We start from the raw sequence: 18,867 nt of genomic DNA, 5'->3' as shown, positions 1-18,867 counted from the left end.
TGGCGAGGGAGCTTGCTTGCTCGCCACAATTAGTTTTCGCAAGCCCTCGTTATTGCTTGCCCAACGCAAAGTTGGGCAATGAGCTCACCGGTTGGTTGAACTGATACGGAATCGACACCAGGCCCATCCCGGTATTGCGCTGCACCACGAAATGCAGGTGCGGCCCGCTGCTGTTGCCGGTATTGCCCGACAGCGCAAGCGCGGTGCCCACCATGACCCTTTGCCCCTCCCGAACGCTGACCGAGCCTTTTTTCAGGTGCAGGTAAACGCCCATGGTCCCGTCATCGTGCAACACCCGCACGAAATTGCCCGATGGATTGGTGCCGCGTCCGGTCTGTCCGTTTTCGATCTTCACCACGACCCCGCCACGTGCGGCAATGATCGGTGTGCCTTCGGGCATGGCGATGTCGATGGCGTAACGGTTCTTCGGCCCAAAGTGGCTGTATTGGCCCTCGGCACCCTGACTCACCCGAAACGGCCCGCCACGCCAGGGCAACGGGTATCGATAGGCCATGGAGGCGCCTGCGGGGTCGCCCAGGGAGTATTCGAACCTGGGGATATAGGCGATCGGCCTTGTGGCCTCTGTGGCCGTGAGCATCGCCAGGCGAATGCTGCTGCGTGACGGCATCACCCGACGAATCGGCCGACTCGGCGCGCCACTGACGTTCTTCAAGCCATCGAAACTCAATTCGATTTCCACCGGCGCATAGAGGTCGTTTCGCACGTATACGCTGTCCACGCCTTCCTTCTTCATGATCACCAGGTACACCTGACGCTCAAGGTGCTCTTCCATGCGATCGCGGAAGGTGAACACCTTGGAGCCTTTCGTGGGGCGGTCACTGTAGGAGACCACGCCATTGGCGTCGGTGGACTTGTAGATAGTCACGGCCATCGCCGGGGTGGCGGCCATGAACAGACCACATAAAAACAGCAGGCGCGCGAGCATGGGCAGGATTCTGTCGTGTGAGGCCTGGAATGAGCCTAGCAGTCGGAATTGACCTGTGTTGTCGGCAGATGTTTCAAAGTGGATGGTTTAGCAGATGTGTGGTGATTGCTTTAGCGTCATCGCGGGCAAGCCCGCTCCCACAGGTTCTGCACTGTACCTGTGGGAGCGGGTTTGCCCGCGATGGCTGGCTGACAGGCGACGCCTGACTTACGCGCCCGGAACGAAGTGCTTCTGTGCAGTGCCACGGGCGATCAGGCGGGAAATGTAATCGAGCTTCTGCGAGTCCTGATCGACGAAACGGAAGGTCAATTGCAACCAGTCGCTGTCCGGCTTGGGCTCATGGGCGACGACGGCGTGCAAATAGCCATTCAGACGAGCCGTCTCGGCGTTGTCGCCCTGCTCCAGGTCGAGCACGGCACTGTCCAGTACTTGTGGCAGTGTTTCGGAGCGCTTCACCACCAGCAGCGCTTCCTTGAGGCTCAGCGCCTTGATCACGCATTGCTGGATACCGTTGGGCAGGCGCAATTGCCCCTGACCACGCCCACCCGCCCCAGAGGCAGCCGGAGCGGGCGCCTTGACCGGCGGACTGTTGAGCAAACCACGGGATGGCGCGGCAGCAGGAGTCGGGGCAGAAGGCGATGGCGCGACCACGGTGGCCTTGCCGCCAGTCAATGCATTCAGGGAGTCGTTACCGAACGCCGAAGTCGTTTTGGTCGACGCAACGTTCACCAACGCGTCGAGCTTGCCGACCTTGTGCAGTGCCTGCCTGACCTTGTTGATCAATTGCTCGTTGGTGAACGGCTTGCTGACATAGCCAGAAACCCCGGCCTGGATGGCCTGGACGACGTTCTCCTTGTCGCCACGGCTGGTCACCATCACAAACGGCATGGTTTTGAGGCTGTCCTGCGCGCGACACCAAGTCAGCAGTTCCAGGCCGGACATTTCCGGCATTTCCCAGTCGCACAGCACCAGGTCGAACGCTTCCCGGGCCAGCAATGCCTGAGCCTTTTTGCCATTGATTGCGTCTTCGATCCGCATGCCCGGGAAATAGTTACGCAGGCATTTCTTCACCAGGTCACGAATAAACGAGGCATCGTCCACGACCAACACACTGACCTTACTCATCCATAACCCCTTAAAAAACCCCGGCAAGCATACCGCTTTGCTGATGGCATATTGCCAAAACCTTCAGTCACGCCGGGACTTTTCGTTCGCGGGTGCTGCTTTTCGAATTCGAGAGCCGCAAACAAAAACGCCCGGCCAACAGGCCGGGCGCTTTACTTGGGCAATCTTACTTATCGTCAGGTTTGCCCGGAACATTAGCGGTTTCGCCGGCGGTTCCTTCAACTTCTTCTTTCATGCGCTTGAGGCCAAGGTGACGTACGTCAGTGCCGCGCACCAGGTAAATCACCAACTCGGAAATATTGCGCGCGTGGTCGCCGATGCGCTCCAGCGAGCGCAGCACCCAGATAATGCTCAAGACGCGCGAGATAGAGCGCGGGTCTTCCATCATGTAGGTCGCCAGCTCACGCAGAGCAGTCTTGTATTCACGGTCGATGATTTTGTCGTACTGCGCCACGGACAACGCCAGATCGGCGTCGAAACGGGCAAAGGCGTCCAACGCGTCACGAACCATGTTACGGACCTGGTCGCCGATGTGGCGCACTTCGACGTAGCCGCGCGGCGCTTCGCCTTCTTCGCACAACTGGATAGCACGACGGGCGATCTTGGTCGCTTCATCACCGATGCGCTCCAGGTCGATCACCGACTTGGAGATGCTGATGATCAGACGCAGGTCAGACGCCGCTGGCTGACGACGGGCCAGAATGCGCAGGCATTCTTCGTCGATGTTGCGTTCCATCTGATTGATCTGGTCGTCGATTTCGCGAACCTGCTGGGCCAGGCCGGAATCGGCCTCGATCAGCGCGGTGACCGCGTCGTTGACCTGTTTTTCCACCAGACCGCCCATGGCCAGGAGGTGGCTGCGCACTTCCTCCAGTTCGGCGTTGAACTGCTGGGAGATGTGGTGGGTAAGGCCTTCTTTGCTAATCATCTGTTTCGCTCCGCGAAAGTTGCAAGCTTCAAGCTGCAAGCTTCAAGCAGTTATGTATAAGTCCTGATATCGCACCGCTTTTCTTGCCGCTTGCAGCTTGACGCTTGCGGCTGTAGGGCTAGCCGTAACGACCGGTGATGTAGTCTTCGGTCTGCTTCTTCGCCGGATTGGTGAACAGGGTGTCGGTGTCGCCGAATTCCACCAGTTTGCCCATGTACATGAACGCCGTGTAGTCGGATACCCGAGCGGCCTGTTGCATGTTGTGGGTCACGATGACGATGGTGAATTTGGATTTCAGTTCGTAGATCAGCTCTTCGACTTTCAGCGTCGAGATCGGGTCGAGTGCCGAGCACGGTTCATCGAGCAGCAGCACTTCCGGTTCCACGGCGATGGTGCGGGCGATCACCAGACGTTGCTGCTGACCACCGGACAGGCCCAGTGCCGATTCATGCAGACGGTCTTTGACTTCATCCCACAGGGCCGCGCCTTTCAACGCCCACTCGACCGCTTCGTCGAGGATGCGCTTCTTGTTGATGCCCTGGATCCGCAGGCCGTAGACCACGTTTTCATAGATGGTTTTCGGGAACGGGTTGGGCTTCTGGAACACCATGCCGACGCGACGACGCAGCTCGGCCACGTCTTCGCCCTTGCGATAGATGTTGTTGCCGTACAGGTTGATCGCGCCTTCGACGCGGCAGCCGTCCACCAGATCGTTCATGCGGTTAAACGTACGCAGCAATGTGGACTTGCCGCAGCCGGACGGGCCGATGAAGGCGGTCACGCGCTGTTTCGGGATGTTCATGCTGACGTCGTACAGCGCTTGTTTCTCACCGTAGAACAGGCTCAGGCTTGGCACTTCGATGGCCACGGTTTCCTGCTCGAGATTCAGGCTCTGCTTGTCGCGACCCAGGGCCGACATGTTGATGCCGTGAGTATGTGCTTCGTGCTGCATGGGGTCTCACTCCGTTCGTAGCTGCAAGCTTCTGGCTGCAAGCTGCAAGTTTGAGCAAAAGCGGCTTGCGGCCTAAAGCTTGCCGCTTGGAACTTGCCGCTTGTGGCTTATTTATCAGCTATCCAGCGCTTTGTATTTTTCGCGCAGGTGGTTACGGATCCACACGGCCGACAGGTTCAATGTCGCGATCACCAGCACCAGCAGCAGCGCCGTGGCGTATACCAGCGGCCGCGCGGCCTCGACGTTCGGGCTCTGGAAGCCGACGTCATAGATATGGAAGCCCAAGTGCATGATCTTCTGGTCCAGGTGCAGGTACGGGTAGTTGCCGTCCACCGGCAGCGACGGCGCCAGTTTCACCACACCCACCAGCATCAGCGGCGCCACCTCACCGGCGGCGCGTGCCACGGCGAGGATCATGCCGGTCATCATCGCCGGGCTGGCCATCGGCAGCACGATCTTCCACAAGGTTTCAGCCTTGGTCGCGCCGAGGGCCAACGAGCCTTCGCGAACGGTGCGAGGAATCCGCGCCAGGCCTTCTTCAGTGGCCACGATCACCACCGGCACCGCCAGCAGCGCCAGGGTCAGCGAAGCCCAGAGCAGGCCCGGCGTACCGAAGGTCGGTGCCGGCAAGGCTTCCGGGAAGAACAACCGGTCGACCGAACCACCCAGCACATAGACGAAGAAGCCCAGACCGAACACGCCGTACACGATGGCCGGAACGCCCGCCAGGTTGTTCACCGCGATGCGGATCACGCGGGTCAGGGTGTTCTGCTTGGCGTATTCACGCAGGTACACCGCCGCCAGCACGCCGAACGGGGTCACGATCATCGCCATGATCAAAGTCATCATCACGGTGCCGAAGATCGCCGGGAAAATCCCGCCTTCGGTGTTCGCTTCACGCGGGTCGTCGCTCAGGAATTCCCAGACCTTGCTGAAGTAGAAGCCGATCTTGGTCAGGGTGCTCATGGCGTTCGGCTGATAGGCGTGAACCACTTTGCCGATGCAGATTTCCACTTCCTTACCGTTGGCATCGCGGGCCGTGAGGCTGTCGCGGTTGAACTGCGCGTGCAGATCGGCCAAACGTGCTTCGACGTCTTGGTAGCGAGCGTTCAGTTCAGCGCGCTCCGATTCCATGTCCGCTTGCGCGGCAGGGTCGAGTTTGCCTTCCAGCTCCAGCTTGCGACCGTGCAAGCGGATGCGCTCGAGACCGGCGTTGATCGCGCCAATGTCGGTTTTTTCCAGGCTCTTGAGCTGCGCAGCCAGCTTGTTGACGCGATCCACGCGGGCCTGCAGCTCAGGCCATGCGGCTTCGCCTTCAGCGATGACCTTGCCGTCCTGCTTGACGTTGACCAGGTAGCCGTAGAAGTTGCCCCACTCACGACGCTCGATGGCCATCAGCTCCGGCGGCGTCGTCTGGTTGGTCAGCCACTCGCCGACGGTCCAGGTGAAGTCGTTGCCGTTCAAGTCGCGGTTGCCGACCTTGATCAGCTCGCGGGTCATGAATTCCGGGCCTTGATCCGGCACCGGCAAACCAGCGGACTTCAGACGTGCGCGGGGCACTTCTTCCTTCTGTACCACTTCGCCAATGACCAGGTGATTAGCCTGGCCCGGCACGTCGTAGTTGGCGTGGATCAGATCCGCCGGCCAGAAGTGACCCAGGCCGCGCACGGCGATCACCGCCAGCAGGCCAATGGTCATGATGACCGCGATGGACACCGCGCCACCGCTGATCCAGACGCCGGGGGCGCCGCTCTTGAACCATCCATTCAGGGAGTTCTGTTTCACAGACTTCTACCTTTCTTAAAGCGACGAGTATTTCTTGCGCAGACGCTGACGAATCAGTTCCGCGAGGGTGTTCATGACGAAGGTGAACAACAGCAACACCAGCGCCGAGAGGAACAGCACGCGGTAGTGGCTGCCACCGACTTCCGATTCGGGCATTTCCACCGCGACGTTGGCGGCCAGGGTGCGCAAGCCTTCGAACAGGTTCATTTCCATGACCGGGGTGTTACCGGTGGCCATCAACACGATCATGGTTTCACCGACCGCACGGCCCATGCCGATCATCAGCGCCGAGAAGATGCCCGGGCTGGCGGTGAGGATCACCACGCGCGTCATGGTCTGCCACGGCGTGGCACCAAGGGCCAGGGAGCCGAGAGTGAGGCCACGCGGTACGCTGAACACGGCGTCTTCGGCGATGGAGTAGATGTTCGGGATGACCGCAAAGCCCATGGCCAGGCCGACCACCAGTGCGTTGCGCTGGTCATAGGTGATGCCCAGGTCGTGGGAGATCCACATGCGCATGTCGCCGCCGAAGAACCAGTTCTCCATGAACGGGCTCATGTACAGCGAGAGCCAGCCAACGAAGAGGATCACCGGGATCAGGATCGCGCTTTCCCAGCCATCCGGCACTTTCAGGCGAATGGACTCAGGCAGGCGACTGAAGACGAAACCGGCGACCAGAATGCCGATCGGCAGGAGCATCAGCAGGCTGAAGATGCCCGGCAAGTGCCCTTCTACATAAGGCGCCAGGAACAGACCAGCGAAGAAACCGAGGATCACCGTCGGCATCGCTTCCATCAGTTCGATCACCGGCTTGACTTTGCGGCGCATACCCGGTGCCATGAAGTACGCGGTGTAGATCGCAGCGGCAACGGCCAGTGGAGCCGCCAGCAACATCGCGTAGAACGCGGCCTTGAGGGTACCGAAGGTCAGCGGCGACAGGCTCAGCTTGGGTTCGAAATCGGTGTTGGCGGCGGTCGATTGCCAGACGTATTTAGGCTCGTCGTAGTTCTCGTACCAGACCTTGCTCCACAGCGCGCTCCACGAGACTTCCGGGTGCGGGTTGTCGAGCAGTAACGGTTGCAGCTTGCCGCCGGCTTCCACGATCACGCGGTTGGCCCGTGGCGACAGGCCGAAAATGCCCTGACCTTCGACCACTTGATCCACCAGCAAGGTGCGGTGGGCCGTACTGTGGAATACGCCGAGCTTGCCGGAGGCGTCCAGGGCGATAAAGCCCTTGCGGCGTTCTTCGGCCGTGATTTCAACGATTGGCGTGGTGCCCATCTGGAAGGTGCGGATCTGCTTGAGGCGTTGCTCACCGTCCTGATCGCGCGCCATGAACCATTGAGCCAGGCCACCCTTGGAGTCGCCGACGATCAGCGAGATACCGCCAACCAGCTGAGTGCTGGCAGTAACTTGGGCTTCACCGTCTTCAAGCAGTTTGTAGCGACCGTTGAGACTCTTGTCGCGCAGGCTGAATACGTCGGCCTGGGCACGCCCGTTGACCACGTACAGCCACTGCTGACGCGGATCGACGAAGATGTTTTTCACCGGCTCAGTCATTTGCGGCAGATCGATACGCTTCTGCTCGTTGGTGATTTCGCCGGTCATCATGTTTTCTTCGCTGGTGAGCGACAACACATTGAGTTGCGAACCGGTGGCGCCAACCAGCATCAGGGTCGAATCGTTGGCGTTGAGGCTGACGTGCTCCAGCGCACCACCCGCCTCGTTCACCACGATAGGTGCTTCGCCGTACGGGTACTCGACCGCTGGCGAAATGGTTTTCTTGCCTTGCGGGTAGCTGACTTTATAGGTGTGACGGAACACCAGCGCCTGACCGTTGGACAGGCCCACGGCCACCAGTGGGTGCCCTGGTTGGTCTTCACCAATGGAAGTCACGGTGACACCGGCCGGAACAGGCAAATCGACGCGCTTGAGTTCAGCGCCACTGTCGATATCGAAGAACAGCGCCTGGCCTTTGTCGGAAACCCGCATGGCCACTTGGTTCTGCTCTTCCAGGGAGATCATCAGCGGCTTGCCGGCGTCTTGCATCCAGGCAGGCGTGATGGCGTCCTTGGCGGTCAGGCTGGCACCCTGGAACAGGGGCGCGACGACGTAGGCAAGGAAGAAAAAGATCAACGTGATCGCACCCAGCACGGCCAGGCCACCCACAAGGACGTACCAGCGGGTCAGGCGATCTTTGAGCGCGCGAATGCGGCGCTTGCGTTGCAGCTCAGGCGTATTGAAATCAATTCGCTTGGGGGGATTTGTAGTCATGTTGGAATTGGCCAGATCATTCATGCGCACACCCTAGCGATCCTGTATGACAGAAAGATGACAATGCAGTGACGCAACAAATCCGCCGCCAGCGGTGGCTGGCAGTGGATAGAGAATTAGAGGTGTATGAGGGCAGCTCCTGCCGCCCCCATGTGAATCCGGTGAAGTTCACACCGGACTCAATTTGTTACTTTTTTGCGACTTCAGCGCCGCCTTCGGACAGCCCCAGGTCAGCCAGTGCTTTTGCAGCAACCTTGGCTGGCAGTGGGATGTAACCGTCTTTCACGACCACTTCCTGACCCTGTTTCGACAGAACCAGCTTCACGAATTCAGCTTCCAGCGGGGCCAGAGGCTTGTTCGGGGCCTTGTTGACGTATACGTACAGGAAGCGGGACAGCGGGTATTTGCCGTTCAGGGCGTTTTCTTCGCTGTCTTCAATGAAGTCGGTGCTGCCTTTCTTGGCCAGGGCCACGGTCTTCACGCTGGCGGTCTTGTAACCGATGCCCGAGTAACCGATGCCGTTCAGCGAGGAGCTGATCGACTGCACGACCGAAGCCGAACCTGGTTGTTCGTTGACGTTTGGTTTGTAGTCGCCTTTGCACAGGGCTTCTTCTTTGAAGTAGCCGTAGGTGCCGGATACCGAGTTACGACCGAACAGTTGAACCGGCTTGTTGGCCAGGTCGCCGGTCACGCCCAGGTCACCCCAGGTTTTGACTTCGGTCTTGGCGCCGCACAGACGAGTGGACGAGAAGATCGCGTCGACTTGTTCCATGGTCAGGTGCTGGATCGGGTTGTCCTTGTGCACGAACACCGCCAAGGCGTCCACGGCAACCGGGATAGCGGTTGGCTTGTAGCCGTACTTCTGCTCGAAGGCAGCCAGTTCGGTGTCCTTCATCTTGCGGCTCATCGGGCCCAGGTTGGAGGTGCCTTCAGTCAGCGCAGGTGGCGCGGTGGCGGAGCCAGCGGCCTGAATCTGGATGTTTACGTTCGGGTATTCTTTTTTGTAGTTCTCAGCCCACAGGGTCATGAGGTTGGCCAGGGTATCGGAGCCGACGCTGGACAGGTTGCCCGACACACCAGTGGTCTTGGTGTAGCTCGGGATCGACGGGTCAACAGCGGCAACCGCGTTGGCAGTCGCAACGCCAGCAGCGACAAAAGTCATTGCCGCCATCAAACGCTTCAGTTTCATGCCTTACTCCTAGCAGATAGGGTGTGTTATTCGGGGCCAAGTATCAGCAGGCCGTGTGAACACTCTATGGCTGAAATATGACAATTGGATGAAAGGCCAGTATCGCGTTTTTACCGGGTGATTCGGGGCGCCCCAAATCGCTAGCAGGCTAGCTCCCACATTGAAATGCAATCCAATGTGGGAGCTAGCCTGCTAGCGATAGGACCGGTACAGCCACAGAGGACCGCGGGATCAGCGCCCTTCCTTCCAGAGATAACCGCCCACCACAATCCCGACGCCACACAGCACCGCCACATAATAGGCCGGCCCCATCGGGCTTTCCTTGAGCAACAGACTGACGATCATTGGCGTCAGGCCACCGAAAATGGCGTAGGCCACGTTGTAGGAAAAGGACAAGCCGCTAAAGCGCACCACAGGCGGGAACGCCTTGACCATGACGTACGGCACCGCACCGATGGTGCCGACCAGCAGGCCGGTCAGGGCATACAACGGGAACAGCCAGTCAGGATGGTCGGCCAGGCTGTGGTAGAAGGTCCAGGAGCTGGCCAGCAAGGCGGCGCAGCCGAACACGAATACTCGACCCGCGCCAAAGCGATCCGCCAGGGCGCCGGAAACGATGCAGCCAATGCTCAGGAACACGATCGCCACACTGTTGGCCTGCAGGGATGTGGTTGGCGAGAAGTGATAGACCGTTTGCAACACGGTCGGGGTCATCAGAATCAACACCACGATCCCGGCCGACAGCAGCCAGGTCAGCAGCATGGAAATGGCGATGGCGCCACGATGGTCACGCAGCACCGCACGCAGCGGGACTTCCTCGGCCAGGGCCTTGCGCAATTGCAGTTCGGCGAACACCGGGGTTTCGTGCAACCAGCGGCGCAGGTAGACCGAGAACAGGCCAAACACACCGCCGAGCAGGAATGGAATCCGCCAGGCGTAATCCGCCACTTCCACCGGGGTATACAGGCTGTTGATCGCCGTCGCCACCAGAGATCCCAGGAGGATGCCTGCCGTCAGACCGCTGGTCAGGGTGCCGCAGGCGTAGCCAATGTGCCGCTGCGGGACGTGTTCGGAAACGAAGACCCAGGCGCCCGGCACTTCGCCGCCGATGGCCGCGCCCTGGATCACCCGCATCAGCAGCAACAGGATAGGCGCCCACATGCCGATCTGCGCATAGGTCGGCAGCAGGCCCATGATCAGGGTCGGCACCGCCATCATGAAAATGCTCAGGGTGAACATCTTCTTGCGCCCCAACAGATCGCCGAAGTGCGCCATCACGATGCCGCCCAGTGGTCGAGCCAGATAGCCGGCGGCAAAAATGCCGAAAGTCTGCATCAAGCGCAGCCACTCCGGCATGTCCGCCGGGAAGAACAGTTTCCCCACTACCGTGGCAAAGAACACGAAAATGATGAAGTCGTAGAATTCCAGCGCGCCGCCCAGGGCCGACAGCGATAGGGTCTTGTAGTCGTTGCGGGTCAGCGGACGTGCAGGTTGGCTTGGCTGCGCGATACTCGAGGGCGCTGTGGTCATGGCAAGGGCTTCTCTTATAGTCAAATCTGCCGCCCCAACAACGCTGGCAAGGGCTCGGGCAGGACCGGCACCATAACAAATTGTTCGAAAAAGCACATAGAGGCGCGTTTTTGACAGTCAAAATGAGAACCGGACGGTCGTCTCGGAGTCTACCGACCGATATACTCGCAATCTCGCTGCAGTTCGAAAGGGTTGCTGTGCGAAAACGCCTGTCAGGTTCATAGGCGATTTCGCAGAGTTTCCCTTTAGGCGCCTTAAGAAAAACGTGACGAACGTAGTATGTTCGGTGCTTGGATCGTTTTTCGCGAAGACGGCTACCACCAGCAATACCAACGAAGAGTCACGGGTCAGAGGCCCCCCGGCATGATAGAGCTCGAACAAGAAGATCCGATTCCGCAAGGCGACCTGGCCCTGCAAATCACCGCCCTTCCTCGCGAAACCAACGGCTTTGGCGATATTTTCGGCGGCTGGCTGGTTTCGCAAATGGACTTGGCTGGCACCGCTATGGCCAGCAAGGTTGCCGGTGGGCGCGTGGCCACGGTGGCGATCGACCGTATGGCGTTCCTGGTACCGGTGGCGGTGGGCGCTCAGCTCTCCTTCTATACGCAGGCACTGGAAATCGGCCGTAGCTCGATCAAGATGATGGTCGAGGTCTGGAGCGACGATCCGCTGTCCAGCGAATGGCGTAAAGTCACTGAAGCGGTGTTCGTGTTCGTCGCCATCGATGGCAGCGGCCGCACCCGTTCGGTTCCGCCCAGAGCTCGTTAATAAAATGCTTCGTTAAACCCGGCGATCTTTTTGCAGTCTGTAGTCGTCATTGTTCCCGATCGAGAGCTGCCCCATGAACACGCCCAACGTTGAAGCCGTGAAACTGGATGAACTGAACTGCTGGCGCATCCGCCACGGCCAGGCCGAATTGCTGGTCGCCCAGCAAGGTGCGCAGATCCTCAGTTATCAACTGGCCGGCCAGCCACCGGTGATCTGGCTCAACGACGAGGCGGTGTTCAAGACGGGCAAGAGCATTCGTGCCGGCGTACCGGTTTGCTGGCCGTGGTTCGGCAACCTGGCGCGCAACCCACAGAGCGTTCAGTCGATGCGCGTCAGCCACGAACCGGCCGCAGCTCACGGCCTGGTGCGAGCGATGGACTGGGAACTGGGTGGCATTGCGGCCGAGGGCGAAAGCCTGGACGTCGAATTCCTCCTGCCCTACCCCGAAGGCGGTCTGCCGGGCTGGCCGCATCAGGTGGACTTGACGCTGAGCATTCGTCTGGATGAACAGTTGCATATCCACCTGACCAGCCACAACCAGGGCGCTGAAAACGTCACCATCAGCCAGGCGCTACACAGCTATTTCGCCGTTAGCGATGTGCGCAACGTGCATGTCGAAGGGCTGGATGGCCTGGATTACATCGAGACGCTGGACGACTGGAAAACCGTCACTCAGTCCGGCGACTTGCGCTTTACCGGCGAGACCGATCGCATCTACCTGAATACCCCGGCGACGCTGAGCATCGTCGATCCAGCCTGGGAGCGCCGCATTGCGCTGACCAGCAGTGGTTCACGCTCCGCAGTGATCTGGAACCCATGGATCGAGCGCGCCGCCGCGTTCAGCGACATGGCCAACGATGGCTGGCAGCGCATGCTGTGCATCGAGACCGCGAATGTGATGGGTGATGTGGTTTCGCTGGCGCCGGGTGCAAGCCATACCCTGGGCGTCAGCATCGCCAGCAAGCCGCTCTAAGCCGCACTACAAAAACACTGTGGGAGCGAGCAAGCTCGCTCCCACAGTGGTTTAGTGTTGCCGCTACAGATCCGACTCTTTCACCACACGCACCTTCGCCGCATCCAGTGCATAAGCCGCATCGGCCAGGTCATTGCTGACCTTCTCGATCTTCAGCGTGCCGGTCACCCACAGCGGTGTGTAGATGTCGTTGAGTTTCAAACCTTGCGGATAACGCACCAGCACCAGTTGATTCGGTGGCGGTGGCGGCACGTGGATGCAGGCACCCGGGTACGGCACCAGGAAAAACAGCGTGCTGCGTCCTTTCGCGTCGGTCTCCAACGGCACCGGATAACCACCGATACGAATGTTCTTGTCGTTCATCGACGCAACGGTTTTGGTCGAATACATCACCGCCGGCAAGCCTTTGCTCTGCTTCATGCCACCCTTTTCGGTAAAGGTGCCATTGGCCTCGGGGGAGTTGTGGTCGATTTCAGGCATGGCCTCGAGGGCTTTCTGGTCCGACTTGGGCATCAGTTCGAGCCAGTCGGTTTCCGGCAGTTCGCCGGCGTGGGCAAGGCCCGTTCCCAGGAAAAGAAGTGTCAACAAAAGACGGCGCATGAAGGTGCTCGGTAAAAGGAAGGACAGTAATTCGCCGGGCATTTTAGTCCTCTCGGGTTGCGCGGCCGAGAGGACTTCGTCGCACGAATCAGTTCTTTTTGATCAGGCCGTAGACCACCAGCAACACAATGGCGCCAACCAGCGCACCAATGAAACCTGCACCTTGCCCGGCCTGGTAAATGCCCAATGCCTGGCCGCCATATGTAGCTGCCAGCGAACCGCCAATACCGAGCAGGATGGTCATGATCCAGCCCATGCTGTCATCGCCCGGTTTGAGGAACCGCGCCAGCAGGCCGACGATCAAGCCGATAAAGATGGTTCCGATAATTCCCATGGCATTTCCCTCTGAATGAAGTGGCTATGCCAAAGCCTAGTCAGACTTTGGCATCCTGCCATGAGAGAACGGCGGCCGCTGAATGGTTCCGCCGCTGCCACATGAAACTATTCGGCAATGAGCGCTTCGACCTTGAGGATCTGCGCGGCCAGCGTCTCGCGGTCCGCACAACGCAGGTTGGCGTGACCGACCTTGCGCCCGACCTTGAAGGCCTTGCCATAGTGATGCAGATGGCAATCGGCGATGGCCAGGACTTTCTCGGTCTCGGGAACCTTGCCGATGAAGTTGAGCATGGCGCTCTCACCGACCTTGGCCGTCGATCCCAACGGCAGGCCGGCCACGGCGCGCAGGTGGTTTTCGAACTGGCTGCATTCGGCGCCTTCGGTGGTCCAGTGCCCGGAGTTGTGTACGCGCGGGGCGATTTCGTTGGCCTTGAGGCCACCGTCGACTTCAAAGAACTCGAACGCCATCACCCCCACGTAATCCAGTTGCTTGAGCACACGGCTGGAATAGTCTTCGGCCAGGGCTTGCAGCGGATGATCGGTGCTGGCCACGGACAGCTTGAGGATGCCGCTGTCGTGGGTGTTGTGCACCAGCGGGTAGAAGCGGGTCTCACCGTCTCGGGCACGCACGGCGATCAACGAGACTTCACCGGTGAACGGCACGAAGCCTTCCAGCAGGCAGGCGACGTTGCCCAGCTCGGCAAACGTGCCGACCACATCTTCAGGGGTGCGCAGGACTTTCTGGCCCTTGCCGTCATAACCCAGGGTGCGGGTCTTGAGCACGGCCGGCAGACCGATGGAGACCACAGCGGCGTCGAGATCGGCTTGCGACTGAATGTCGGCAAACGCCGGGGTTGGAATCCCCAGGTCCTTGAACATGCTCTTCTCGAACCAGCGATCGCGGGCAATGCGCAAGGCTTCGGCACTCGGATAAACCGGAACGAATTGCGACAGGAACGCCACGGTTTCGGCCGGGACGCTCTCGAATTCAAAGGTCACCAGATCGACTTCATCGGCCAACTGACGCAGGTGATCCTGGTCACCGTAGTCGGCGCGCAGGTGTTCACCCAATGCCGCAGCGCAGGCGTCCGGCGCCGGGTCCAGAAAAGCGAAGTTCATGCCCAGCGGAGTGCCCGCCAGCGCCAACATGCGGCCCAACTGGCCGCCACCGATTACACCGATCTTCATCGTCAACAACCTCAGGCGATGCGTGGGTCTGGATTTTCCAGGACGCTGTCTGTCTGCTCAGCACGGAAGGTTTTCAACACCGCGTGGAACTGCGGGTGCTTGGCGCCCAGGATACTCGCCGACAGCAGCGCGGCGTTGATCGCGCCAGCCTTGCCGATGGCCAGGGTGGCGACCGGAATGCCCGCAGGCATCTGCACAATAGAGAGCAGCGAATCGACACCCGAGAGCATCGACGACTGCACCGGCACGCCCAGCACCGGCAGGTGGGTCTTGGCCGCACACATGCCAGGCAAGTGGGCCGCGCCACCGGCACCGGCGATGATCACCTCGATGCCACGCGCCTCGGCTTCTTCAGCGTACTGGAACAGCAGGTCCGGGGTGCGGTGGGCAGAGACCACTTTCACCTCGTAGGGGATGCCGAGCTTTTCCAGCATATCGGCGGTGTGGCTAAGGGTGGACCAATCGGACTTGGAGCCCATGATCACGCCAACCAATGCACTCATCGTCGTGCCTCTTCTCTCTGGGCGCCCGCAGGCGCATCAAAAAACAACAAGCCACGCAAAATGCGTGGCTTGATTGTACGAATTATGGCCGGGCGAACCGGCCGAAGGCCGCGCAGTATACCGCAATACGCCAGATAAACAGCCCCTCTTGCGACCATCTGTCATCTGAGGCGGCATGAATATTTACTGACTTTAAAGTCAGCCGGCACGGCTATTCCAGATGCACGGCTCATATAGATAAAAACACCAACTTCAGCAGCAACTAATTTGCAAAAAAATAGACACTATGAAATTGAAAGAAACATAGATTTATTCGCAACCCCAGAGTAACAGACATAAATTAACCAACTCCACGATCAACAAACACACAGCCGAAACAACCTATTATTAAAAGGACTTAATAATGACGAACACCATTGAGCAAAATAAAAAACCCATCATCATTATCGCCATCATTCACGACGATGTAGCTGCCACCGCACGGAAAACGATTTACGATGATCACTTTCGTCCATTTATAACGGAACTGGAAAGTTTCACCGGTCGAAAATTCCATGTCATTTTTGGCAAAGGCGCCCCTTATAGCAACTTTGACTACAGGGGTAGCGATACATTGAGAACGCTAGCAAAATGGGAAAACCATGGCTACAGGTACATAAAAAAACTGGAAGAGCAAGGTCACATCTTTGAAAAGCCGCCCTTGGTAGTTCTGCTTACCCATGATTATCTAAATGAACAAGCTGCTGGCGTCGCACTCATTCGCCCCCCCTTTCAAACCGGGAACTTTGCAATCGCCTCACTGACCAGCTACATAACGGTGGGCCATGAAATTGGGCACTTGCTGGGTGCGACACATGAAAATTCGGAAGTCCAGTACAACGGCTGGTGGTGCGAAACTTATATGACGCCCGAAAGGGACCCCATGAAATCAATTTGTTATGCTTACAGCCCGGCCAATCGGGAGAACATAAAAAGGTATCTGAATAGCAAGGCATGAAGTTGAATCCAGTCGAAATGGACAGCTTCAACGCGGCCACATTTAACGACTCAGCTATTACCACTCGCCGCCCCACCCTCCAGCTTGCGCCACAACAACCGCACATTCGCCTTGCGCACCAGCGCGCAGCGATACAGGCGAATTTCCAGTGGCACATGCCATTGCGGACCGCCGCAGACCACCAGTTCACCGCGCGCCAGTTCGGCGCGCACACTCAGTTGCGGCACCCAGGCGATGCCCAGTCCCTCCAGCGCCATGCTTTTGAGGCTGTCGGCCATGGCGGTTTCGTAGATGGTGGTGAAACGCAACGCTCGCTGACGTAACAGCATGTTCACCGAGCGGCCGAGAAACGCACCGGCGCTGTAGGCCAGCAAAGGCACACTGCCCTCACCTTCCAGATCGAACAGCGGCTTGCCCTCTGCATCCGCCGCGCAAACCGGGAGCATCTCGGTATGGCCCAGGTGTAGCGAAGGGAAGATTTCCGGGTCCATCTGCATGGCCGCATCCGGGTCGTAGAACGCGAGCATCAGGTCGCAGCCACCTTCCCGCAAGGCATGCACCGCATCGCCAACGTTGGTGGCCACCAATCGTGTGGCGATGTTCAGGCCTTCGTTGCGCAGTTGGGCGATCCAGCGCGGAAAGAACCCCAGCGCCAGCGAGTGAGCGGCAGCGACCTGCATCACTTCACCCTGCCCGCCTTCCAGATGATGCAAATGACGCAACACCTCACCGAGTTGCTCGACCACGGTCCGTGCGGTGACGAGGAACAACTGCCCCGCCGCCGTCAGTTCCACCGGCGTGCGCGAGCGGTTGACCAGCGTCAGGCCCAGCGCGGCCTCCAGGCTGCGGATCCGCCGACTGAACGCCGGCTGGGTCACGAAACGCCGTTCCGCCGCCTGGGAGAAGCTGCGGGTGGCAGCCAGAGCACTGAAGTCCTCCAGCCATTTGCTTTCCAGATTCATCACGTCCTCCCGGACACGCACCAATTTAGGTCGCACGCTCGCCGCACACGCGGCGTCACACAGGCATTATGCCGAATGTGCATAGGCCAGTGTTTAACAGCATTGGCCCAAATTTCTCCACAAGCCTAGCATTTGCAGTGTTCCGGCACAGACCGGGTCCATATCGAGATGATTTCTATCATGTCCTCCGCTGCATCTTTCCGCACAGAAAAAGACCTGCTTGGCGTACTCGAAGTACCGGCTCAAGCGTATTACGGCATCCAGACCCTGCGAGCGGTGAACAACTTCCGTCTCTCCGGCGTTCCGATCTCGCACTACCCGAAGCTGGTTGTCGGCCTGGCCATGGTCAAACAAGCCGCCGCTGACGCCAACCGTGAATTGGGTCACCTCAGTGAAGCCAAGCACGCGGCCATCAGCGAAGCCTGTGCACGTTTGATCCGCGGCGATTTCCACGAAGAGTTCGTGGTAGACATGATTCAAGGCGGCGCTGGCACTTCGACCAACATGAACGCCAACGAAGTGATCGCCAACATCGCACTGGAGGCCATGGGTCACCAGAAAGGCGAATATCAGTACCTGCACCCGAACAACGACGTGAACATGGCGCAGTCGACCAACGACGCTTACCCGACGGCTATCCGCCTGGGTCTGCTGTTGGGTCACGATGCGCTGCTGGCCAGCCTCGACAGCCTGATTCAGTCGTTTGCCGCCAAAGGTGCAGAATTCAACCACGTCCTGAAGATGGGCCGTACCCAGCTGCAAGACGCCGTGCCGATGACCCTCGGCCAGGAATTCCGTGCTTTCGCCACGACCCTGGGCGAAGACCTGGCACGCCTGAAAACGCTGGCACCTGAACTGCTGACCGAAGTGAACCTGGGCGGCACCGCGATCGGCACCGGCATCAACGCCGACCCGCGCTACCAGCACCTGGCCGTTCAGCGCCTGGCAACCATCAGCGGTCATCCGCTGGTACCGGCAGCCGACCTGATCGAAGCCACTTCCGACATGGGCGCGTTCGTGCTGTTCTCCGGCATGCTCAAGCGTACCGCGGTCAAGCTGTCGAAGATCTGCAACGACTTGCGCCTGCTGTCCAGCGGTCCACGCACCGGCATCAACGAAATCAACCTGCCAGCGCGTCAGCCGGGCAGCTCGATCATGCCAGGCAAGGTCAACCCGGTTATCCCGGAAGCCGTTAACCAGGTCGCGTTCCAGATCATCGGTAACGACCTGGCGCTGACCATCGCGGCCGAAGGCGGCCAGCTGCAACTGAACGTGATGGAGCCGCTGATCGCGTTCAAGATCTTCGACTCGATCCGCCTGCTGCAACGCGCCATGGACATGCTGCGCGAGCACTGCATCGTCGGCATCACCGCCAACGAAGAGCGCTGCCGTGAACTGGTCGAACACTCGATCGGCCTGGTCACCGCACTGAACCCGTACATCGGCTATGAAAACGCCACCCGCATCGCCCGTATCGCACTCGAAAGCGGTCGCGGCGTGCTGGAACTGGTGCGCGAAGAAGGCTTGCTCGACGACGCCATGCTCGCCGACATCCTGCGCCCGGAAAACATGATTGCTCCGCGTCTGGTTCCGCTTAAGGCCTGATCCGACGCGTTACCTGTAGCACCGCTCACCAGGTCGAGGGACTAGACACCTCTCACCTTTTGAGGGCTTGGAGATCATTCTCCAGGCCCTTTTTTTATCCGCGACAGAAGCAAAACCTCAACCCCTGCGAAACCCGACCTAACAACAAACCCGCGATATGAAACCGGGACGAACATCGACCCGCCTGTTGTGCCGAGCGCCAACGG

At 59.4% G+C, this 18,867-nt stretch carries 17 protein-coding genes; 4 read left to right on the top strand and 13 right to left on the bottom strand.

Annotation, left to right across the window (positions count from 1 at the left end):
• Positions 1 to 49: 49 nt before the first annotated feature.
• The 8 genes from AC1Q6D_RS00530 to AC1Q6D_RS00495 all read right to left on the bottom strand — a co-directional run bounded on the left by AC1Q6D_RS00530 (position 50) and on the right by AC1Q6D_RS00495 (position 10,729).
• Positions 50 to 946, bottom strand: a complete 897-nt coding sequence (locus AC1Q6D_RS00530) for a peptidoglycan DD-metalloendopeptidase family protein (RefSeq protein ID WP_047535186.1) — start codon at positions 944 to 946, stop codon at positions 50 to 52.
• 207 nt (positions 947 to 1,153) lie between these two features.
• Complete coding sequence (locus AC1Q6D_RS00525; protein ID WP_047535189.1) at positions 1,154 to 2,071, bottom strand: response regulator; 918 nt, start codon at positions 2,069 to 2,071, stop codon at positions 1,154 to 1,156.
• A 166-nt stretch (positions 2,072 to 2,237) separates the two neighbouring features.
• Positions 2,238 to 2,999: a phosphate signaling complex protein PhoU gene (phoU, locus tag AC1Q6D_RS00520; RefSeq protein WP_047535192.1), complete on the bottom strand. Its 762-nt coding sequence runs from the start codon at positions 2,997 to 2,999 to the stop codon at positions 2,238 to 2,240.
• Between the two features lie 118 nt (positions 3,000 to 3,117).
• The gene (gene pstB / locus AC1Q6D_RS00515; RefSeq protein WP_047535196.1) at positions 3,118 to 3,951 is read right to left on the bottom strand and encodes a phosphate ABC transporter ATP-binding protein PstB; all 834 of its coding nucleotides are present in this window, start codon (positions 3,949 to 3,951) and stop codon (positions 3,118 to 3,120) included.
• Between the two features lie 114 nt (positions 3,952 to 4,065).
• Positions 4,066 to 5,736 (bottom strand): phosphate ABC transporter permease PstA, encoded by a 1,671-nt coding sequence (gene pstA / locus AC1Q6D_RS00510; RefSeq protein ID WP_103402956.1) that lies wholly within the window; start codon positions 5,734 to 5,736, stop codon positions 4,066 to 4,068.
• Positions 5,737 to 5,751: 15 nt separating this feature from the next.
• On the bottom strand, positions 5,752 to 8,034 hold the full coding sequence (locus AC1Q6D_RS00505; protein WP_103402957.1) for an ABC transporter permease subunit: 2,283 nt from the start codon (positions 8,032 to 8,034) through the stop codon (positions 5,752 to 5,754).
• Between the two features lie 163 nt (positions 8,035 to 8,197).
• Positions 8,198 to 9,199, bottom strand: coding sequence for a phosphate ABC transporter substrate-binding protein PstS (locus AC1Q6D_RS00500; protein ID WP_090466337.1), 1,002 nt, complete (start codon positions 9,197 to 9,199; stop codon positions 8,198 to 8,200).
• Positions 9,200 to 9,430: 231 nt separating this feature from the next.
• The gene (locus AC1Q6D_RS00495) at positions 9,431 to 10,729 is read right to left on the bottom strand and encodes an MFS transporter (protein WP_103402958.1); all 1,299 of its coding nucleotides are present in this window, start codon (positions 10,727 to 10,729) and stop codon (positions 9,431 to 9,433) included.
• A 363-nt stretch (positions 10,730 to 11,092) separates the two neighbouring features.
• On the opposite strand from AC1Q6D_RS00495, the gene AC1Q6D_RS00490 reads away from it, so the two are divergent.
• Together AC1Q6D_RS00490 and AC1Q6D_RS00485 are read left to right on the top strand one after the other, a co-directional pair.
• A complete protein-coding gene (locus tag AC1Q6D_RS00490; protein ID WP_047535207.1) occupies positions 11,093 to 11,497 on the top strand; it encodes an acyl-CoA thioesterase in 405 nt (134 codons plus the stop codon).
• Positions 11,498 to 11,570: 73 nt separating this feature from the next.
• A complete protein-coding gene (locus AC1Q6D_RS00485) occupies positions 11,571 to 12,470 on the top strand; it encodes a D-hexose-6-phosphate mutarotase (protein WP_103402959.1) in 900 nt (299 codons plus the stop codon).
• Between the two features lie 63 nt (positions 12,471 to 12,533).
• On the opposite strand, the gene AC1Q6D_RS00480 is transcribed toward AC1Q6D_RS00485, so the two are convergent.
• The 4 genes from AC1Q6D_RS00480 to purE form a co-directional block, all read right to left on the bottom strand.
• Complete coding sequence (locus AC1Q6D_RS00480; protein ID WP_103403008.1) at positions 12,534 to 13,070, bottom strand: DUF3299 domain-containing protein; 537 nt, start codon at positions 13,068 to 13,070, stop codon at positions 12,534 to 12,536.
• An 88-nt stretch (positions 13,071 to 13,158) separates the two neighbouring features.
• Positions 13,159 to 13,404, bottom strand: a complete 246-nt coding sequence (locus AC1Q6D_RS00475; RefSeq protein WP_103402960.1) for a GlsB/YeaQ/YmgE family stress response membrane protein — start codon at positions 13,402 to 13,404, stop codon at positions 13,159 to 13,161.
• A gap of 107 nt (positions 13,405 to 13,511) precedes the next feature.
• Positions 13,512 to 14,594, bottom strand: coding sequence for a 5-(carboxyamino)imidazole ribonucleotide synthase (locus AC1Q6D_RS00470; RefSeq protein ID WP_103402961.1), 1,083 nt, complete (start codon positions 14,592 to 14,594; stop codon positions 13,512 to 13,514).
• Positions 14,595 to 14,605: 11 nt separating this feature from the next.
• The gene (purE, locus tag AC1Q6D_RS00465; RefSeq protein WP_017341565.1) at positions 14,606 to 15,097 is read right to left on the bottom strand and encodes a 5-(carboxyamino)imidazole ribonucleotide mutase; all 492 of its coding nucleotides are present in this window, start codon (positions 15,095 to 15,097) and stop codon (positions 14,606 to 14,608) included.
• 403 nt (positions 15,098 to 15,500) lie between these two features.
• On the opposite strand from purE, the gene AC1Q6D_RS00460 reads away from it, so the two are divergent.
• The gene (locus tag AC1Q6D_RS00460; protein ID WP_103402962.1) at positions 15,501 to 16,094 is read left to right on the top strand and encodes a zinc metalloprotease; all 594 of its coding nucleotides are present in this window, start codon (positions 15,501 to 15,503) and stop codon (positions 16,092 to 16,094) included.
• A 50-nt stretch (positions 16,095 to 16,144) separates the two neighbouring features.
• Here AC1Q6D_RS00460 and AC1Q6D_RS00455 read toward each other — a convergent pair whose 3' ends face one another.
• Positions 16,145 to 17,056 carry a LysR substrate-binding domain-containing protein gene (locus AC1Q6D_RS00455; protein ID WP_103402963.1) on the bottom strand — a complete coding sequence of 304 codons (912 nt, stop codon included), beginning with the start codon at positions 17,054 to 17,056 and terminating at the stop codon, positions 16,145 to 16,147.
• Between the two features lie 180 nt (positions 17,057 to 17,236).
• Here AC1Q6D_RS00455 and aspA point away from each other — a divergent pair, with 180 nt between their 5' ends.
• Positions 17,237 to 18,661 carry an aspartate ammonia-lyase gene (aspA, locus tag AC1Q6D_RS00450; RefSeq protein ID WP_047535225.1) on the top strand — a complete coding sequence of 475 codons (1,425 nt, stop codon included), beginning with the start codon at positions 17,237 to 17,239 and terminating at the stop codon, positions 18,659 to 18,661.
• Positions 18,662 to 18,867: the final 206 nt, after the last annotated feature.

The organism is Pseudomonas sp. MT92, from assembly GCF_058792515.1.
Note: the sequence above shows the minus strand (reverse complement) of the source record. Positions and strands in the feature narration are given on the sequence as shown.

Bases quoted from the DNA above. Each gene is read 5' to 3' on its own strand.
- AC1Q6D_RS00530 (WP_047535186.1), bottom strand. From the start codon at position 946: ATGCTCGCGCGCCTGCTGTTTTTATGTGGTCTGTTCATGGCCGCCACC.
- AC1Q6D_RS00525 (WP_047535189.1), bottom strand. From the start codon at position 2,071: ATGAGTAAGGTCAGTGTGTTGGTCGTGGACGATGCCTCGTTTATTCGT.
- phoU (WP_047535192.1), bottom strand. From the start codon at position 2,999: ATGATTAGCAAAGAAGGCCTTACCCACCACATCTCCCAGCAGTTCAAC.
- pstB (WP_047535196.1), bottom strand. From the start codon at position 3,951: ATGCAGCACGAAGCACATACTCACGGCATCAACATGTCGGCCCTGGGT.
- AC1Q6D_RS00505 (WP_103402957.1), bottom strand. From the start codon at position 8,034: ATGAATGATCTGGCCAATTCCAACATGACTACAAATCCCCCCAAGCGA.
- AC1Q6D_RS00500 (WP_090466337.1), bottom strand. From the start codon at position 9,199: ATGAAACTGAAGCGTTTGATGGCGGCAATGACTTTTGTCGCTGCTGGC.
- AC1Q6D_RS00495 (WP_103402958.1), bottom strand. From the start codon at position 10,729: ATGACCACAGCGCCCTCGAGTATCGCGCAGCCAAGCCAACCTGCACGT.
- AC1Q6D_RS00490 (WP_047535207.1), top strand. From the start codon at position 11,093: ATGATAGAGCTCGAACAAGAAGATCCGATTCCGCAAGGCGACCTGGCC.
- AC1Q6D_RS00485 (WP_103402959.1), top strand. From the start codon at position 11,571: ATGAACACGCCCAACGTTGAAGCCGTGAAACTGGATGAACTGAACTGC.
- AC1Q6D_RS00480 (WP_103403008.1), bottom strand. From the start codon at position 13,070: ATGCGCCGTCTTTTGTTGACACTTCTTTTCCTGGGAACGGGCCTTGCC.
- AC1Q6D_RS00475 (WP_103402960.1), bottom strand. From the start codon at position 13,404: ATGGGAATTATCGGAACCATCTTTATCGGCTTGATCGTCGGCCTGCTG.
- AC1Q6D_RS00470 (WP_103402961.1), bottom strand. From the start codon at position 14,594: ATGAAGATCGGTGTAATCGGTGGCGGCCAGTTGGGCCGCATGTTGGCG.
- purE (WP_017341565.1), bottom strand. From the start codon at position 15,097: ATGAGTGCATTGGTTGGCGTGATCATGGGCTCCAAGTCCGATTGGTCC.
- AC1Q6D_RS00460 (WP_103402962.1), top strand. From the start codon at position 15,501: ATGACGAACACCATTGAGCAAAATAAAAAACCCATCATCATTATCGCC.
- AC1Q6D_RS00455 (WP_103402963.1), bottom strand. From the start codon at position 17,056: ATGAATCTGGAAAGCAAATGGCTGGAGGACTTCAGTGCTCTGGCTGCC.
- aspA (WP_047535225.1), top strand. From the start codon at position 17,237: ATGTCCTCCGCTGCATCTTTCCGCACAGAAAAAGACCTGCTTGGCGTA.